Here is a 4462-nt window from a genome sequence, read left to right as displayed (position 1 = left end):
GGGCCCCGCCCGTCTCCGTCCGGGTCCGGGACTCCCCCGGCGGCCGTCTCCCCCGAGCCGGCCGCCGCGTCCCGTTCCCACCCCCCACTGCCCGTCCCCCGACGGGAGTTCCGGTCCGCGTCAGGCGACCAGCTCGCCGAAGGCGTGCACGGTGTCGCCGGAGCGGTTGAGCTGCTCGTCCTCGCGCATCCGGCGCAGCGCGCGCCAGATGGAGCTCTTCACGGTGCCGACGCTGATGCCGAGGATGTCGGCGATCTCCGGGTCGGTGCGGCCCTCGTAGTAGCGCAGCACGAGCATGGTGCGCTGGTTCTCGGGCAGCTTGGCGAGCGCCTGCCAGAGCACGGCGCGCAGTTCGGTGCCGCCCATCGCGTCGGTGTCGCCGGCGTGCTCGGGGAGCTCCTCGGTCGGGTACTCGTTGACCTTGCGGCGGCGCCAGGCGGAGATGTGCAGGTTGGTCATGGTGCGGCGGAGGTACCCGCCGACGGCGGCCTTGTCGGTGATCCGGCCCCAGGCGCGGTAGGTGGAGAAGAGCGCGCTCTGCAGCAGGTCCTCGGCCTCGTAGCGGTCGCCGGTGAGGTGGTAGGCGGTGGCGTACAGGGAGGCGCGGCGCTCGCGCACGTACGCGGTGAACTCGGCGATGTCGCGCGCCTCGTCCGTCGCGGCGGCCGGGTGCTCCCCCTGCGCGCCTCCCTGTCCGGCCTGCTCACCCCGGAAGGTCTGCGGCGCGAGCCGCAGCGTCCGGCCCACAACCGACCCGGCCGGATTGTTGCCGGCCAACCGGCCGTGGGTGGTGTCCCCGCTCCTGGTCCCCACGACCGGGCGGCGGGTTCCGGCGTTGTGCGCGCACCCCCGTACGAGCACGGCGCCGGCGTTCTCCTCCTCGTGCCGAGGCCGGTTGGTGCCCAGGACGGCGGAACGCGGCCCGGCGTTTCGGGTCGTCAGCGTTGCGGTCATCGGGCACCCCCATGGTGTCGGTACGAGCGGTTCCTCGCCGCGGCGGCCCCGGTCGGTGGTCCGGTGCGTCTCGCGGCGATGAGGAAAATCCTGCCGGGTGCTCGTCATGGCGGTGTCCGCCGACTGTCACAGGGCTGTCACAGGAACGGCCGCCCCGGGGCGTTCGGGTGCTCCTCGTCTGCGGACGCCGGAGCAGTGCCCTCCGGTTCCCGGTGTCCGAGGAGTCACCCGGGTGGGTGCTTCCGGTGGCCGGGTGGGACACAATGACCCCCGTGTCTTTCCTGCTTCTGATCGAGGACGACGACGCCATCCGCACCGGCCTCGAACTCGCCCTCACCCGCCAGGGTCACCGGGTGGCCGCCGCCGCGTCCGGCGAGGACGGTCTGCGCCTGTTCAAGGAGCAGCGCCCGGACCTCATCGTGCTGGACGTGATGCTGCCCGGCATCGACGGCTTCGAGGTCTGCCGGCGCATCCGCCGCTCCGACCAGCTGCCGATCATCCTGCTGACCGCCCGCTCCGACGACATCGACGTGGTGGTCGGCCTGGAGTCCGGCGCCGACGACTACGTGGTCAAGCCGGTCCAGCCGCGCGTGCTGGACGCCCGGATCCGGGCGGTGCTGCGCCGCGGCGAGCGGGAGAGCTCGGACTCCTCCGCGTACGGCGGCCTGGTGATCGACCGCTCGGCGATGACCGTCACCAAGGACGGCCAGGACCTCCAGCTGACCCCGACCGAGCTGCGGCTGCTGCTGGAGCTCAGCCGCCGCCCCGGCCAGGCGCTCTCCCGCCAGCAGCTGCTGCGGCTGGTCTGGGAGCACGACTACCTGGGCGACTCCCGGCTGGTGGACGCCTGCGTGCAGCGGCTGCGGGCGAAGGTCGAGGACGTGCCGTCCGCGCCGACGCTGATCCGCACCGTCCGCGGCGTGGGCTACCGCCTCGACCCGCCCGCGTGATCCCTCCCCTCCGACTGGTGAGCCTTTTTTGACCGACCATCAGACCGCGCCGCGCCGGGCCCGTTCGGCGTCCTGGCGGCGGCTCAGTTCGCTGCGGGTCCGGCTGATCGCGGTGTTCGCCGCGGTCGCGCTGATCACCGCCGTCTCCGCGTCCGGGATCGCCTACTGGCTGAACCGCGACGCGGTGCTCAAGCGCGCCCAGAACTCCGCGCTGAACGACTTCCGGGACTCGCTGACCCGCAACGTCGGACAACTGCCGCTGCAACCGTCCTGCCAGGACCTCAAGGCGCTGGCCTCCCAGGTGGCCAGCTCCGGGCTGGCGTACGACGTGGTGGTGGTCGACGACTCGGTGCCGGACTGCACCGCGTCCTCCGACCCGGGGGCGTTCACCGCCCGCCAGATACCGGCGGCGCTGGTCGCCGCCGTGAACGGGCCGCGCGAGACCGGGCCGGGCAACCCGTACGAGTACCACCTGTACTGGCAGCGGGTGAACCTGGCCGGGCCGTACCTGGTCGGCGGGACGAAGGTGGTGCCGACCGGGCCGACCGCGTACGTGTTCAAGTCGCTGCAGAACGAGCGCGCCGACCTGAACACCCTGGGCGTCTCGCTGGCGGTCGCGACCCTGCTGGCCCTGGTCGGCTCGGCCCTGCTCGCCCAGGCCGCCTCGGCGACCGTGCTGCGGCCGGTGCGCCGGCTCGGGGACGCCGCCCGGCGGCTCGGCGAGGGCGAGCTGGACACCCGGCTGGACGTCGAGGGCAACGACGAACTCGCCGAACTGGCACGGACGTTCAACCGCACCGCGGAGTCGCTCTCGGAGCAGGTCGCGGAGCTGAGCGCACGCGAGGCGCAGTCCCGCCGGTTCGTCGCCGACATGTCGCACGAGCTGCGCACCCCGCTGACCGCGATGACCGCCGTCACCGACATCCTGGAGGACGAGGCCGACGCGCTCGACCCGATGATCGAACCGGCCGTGCGGATCGTGGTCTCCGAGACCCGCCGGCTGTCCAACCTGGTGGAGAACCTGATGGAGGTGACCCGGTTCGACGCGGGCACCGCCAAGCTGGTCGCCGACGAGGTCGACATGGCCGACCTGATCATGTCCTGCATCGACGGCCGGGCCTGGTACGACGCGGTCGAACTCGACGCCCCGCGCGGCATCCTGGCCGTGGTCGACCCGCGCCGCCTGGACGTCGTCCTCGCCAACCTGATCGGCAACGCGCTCAAGCACGGCGGCTCCCCGGTGAAGGTGAAGGTCCGCCAGGACGACGAGGCGCACACCGTGGTCGTCTCGGTCTCCGACGGCGGCCCCGGCATCCCGGAGGACGTGCTGCCGCACGTCTTCGACCGCTTCTACAAGGCCGACAAGGGCCGGGCCCGCTCCGAGGGCAGCGGCCTGGGCCTGTCCATCGCCGAGGCCAACGCCCGGATCCACGGCGGCGACATCACCGCCGCCAACAACCCGGACGGCGCCGGCGCGGTCTTCACCCTGACCCTGCCGCTCACCCAACCGCCCGCCCCCGGCCCGGAGGAGGCCCGATGATCGCCCGCCGACTCCGCACCCGCCGACTCCGCCGCCGCCACCTGGCCCTGCTGGCCGGCGGGCTGCTCGCCCCCGGCCTGCTGGCCGGCTGCGGCATCCGGCCCACCGAGGTGCCGGTGGACGCCGGCGCCCCGGCCAGCCGCACCGCCTGCCCGAGCGAGGTGCTGGCCCCCCGGGCCCCGGCCGGCGCCCCCGCGGCCCCCACCGCCGCCCCGGGCGCGGCCCCCGCCGCCGCGACCCCCTCGGCCACGCTCCGTCCGGGCGCCTCCCCGGCGCCCGCCTCCCCCGCGGCCGCCTCCCCCGCGCCGTCGGAGTCCCCGTTCGTCGCGCCCTCCCCGAGCAACTGCGCCTGAACCCGGCGGGGCCCGCCGGGCGGGGGCACCGGGGAACCGGCCCGGACGGAACCTGCGTCTCCCGGAGCGTGCACACCACCGCACCCAGCGACCACGCGACCGGCGACCGCCCGGCCCCCGACCCGACGGACGGGCCGGCGGCGCCGTACCGGCCGCGAACGGCGGCCCGGTTGCTGCTGGCCCTCCACCTGCTGCTGCTCGGCTGGCTGAGCCTGCGCCCGGTGCCGGCCGCCTGGACCAGCCCGCCCAACCTCACCCCGTTCGCCTCGGTGCACCAGGCGCTGTCCCTCGGCCCGCTGGCCGCCGTCCGCCACCTCGGCTCCGGAATGCTGCCGCTGGCCCCGATCGGGGTGCTGCTGCCGCTGGCGGTCGGCTCGCCGGCCCGGTCCTGGCTGGCGTCCTTCCTGCGCACCAGCGCCGCGGCCGCGCTGCTCGGCACCGCGCTGGAGATCCTGGAGGGCTGGGCGCCCGGCCACGTCCTGGACGTGGACGACATCCTGCTCGGCACCCTGGGCACCGCCCTGGCCCACCTGCTGGTGGTGCCGCCGCTGCGCGCGCTGGAACGCCGCCGGACGGCCACCACCGCCGCCGCCACCGCCGTCGCCATCGCCCCGGAGCCGGTGCCCGCTGCGGCGGCCGCCCCGGAACGCGCGGAGGGCCGGGGC

Annotated in this window: 5 protein-coding genes; 4 read left to right on the top strand and 1 reads right to left on the bottom strand. The window is 75.0% G+C overall.

From position 1 onward, the window contains the following. Nucleotides 1-120: 120 nt before the first annotated feature. Entirely contained in the window at nucleotides 121-954 is an 834-nt protein-coding gene (locus ACFUEL_RS35760; RefSeq protein WP_380241762.1) for a SigE family RNA polymerase sigma factor, read from the bottom strand. A 272-nt stretch (nucleotides 955-1226) separates the two neighbouring features. Between ACFUEL_RS35760 and ACFUEL_RS35755 the strand changes: the two genes are divergently transcribed. From ACFUEL_RS35755 to ACFUEL_RS35740, 4 genes are all read left to right on the top strand, one after another. After that, complete coding sequence (locus ACFUEL_RS35755; protein ID WP_380241760.1) at nucleotides 1227-1904, top strand: response regulator; 678 nt, start codon at nucleotides 1227-1229, stop codon at nucleotides 1902-1904. Nucleotides 1905-1932: 28 nt separating this feature from the next. Next, complete coding sequence (locus tag ACFUEL_RS35750) at nucleotides 1933-3444, top strand: ATP-binding protein (protein ID WP_380241758.1); 1512 nt, start codon at nucleotides 1933-1935, stop codon at nucleotides 3442-3444. Then, nucleotides 3441-3797: a hypothetical protein gene (locus ACFUEL_RS35745; RefSeq protein WP_380241756.1), complete on the top strand. Its 357-nt coding sequence runs from the start codon at nucleotides 3441-3443 to the stop codon at nucleotides 3795-3797. The genes ACFUEL_RS35750 and ACFUEL_RS35745 overlap by 4 nt, the downstream gene beginning before the upstream one ends. 68 nt (nucleotides 3798-3865) lie before the next feature. After that, on the top strand, nucleotides 3866-4462 hold a 597-nt coding region (locus tag ACFUEL_RS35740; RefSeq protein WP_380241755.1), incomplete at its 3' end, for a VanZ family protein.

The organism is Kitasatospora sp. NPDC057198 (genome assembly GCF_042670125.1).
Taxonomy (GTDB): domain Bacteria; phylum Actinomycetota; class Actinomycetes; order Streptomycetales; family Streptomycetaceae; genus Kitasatospora.
This window is presented reverse-complemented; position numbering and strand designations above follow the sequence as displayed.

Bases quoted from the DNA above. Each gene is read 5' to 3' on its own strand.
- ACFUEL_RS35760 (WP_380241762.1), bottom strand. From the start codon at position 954: ATGACCGCAACGCTGACGACCCGAAACGCCGGGCCGCGTTCCGCCGTC.
- ACFUEL_RS35745 (WP_380241756.1), top strand. From the start codon at position 3,441: ATGATCGCCCGCCGACTCCGCACCCGCCGACTCCGCCGCCGCCACCTG.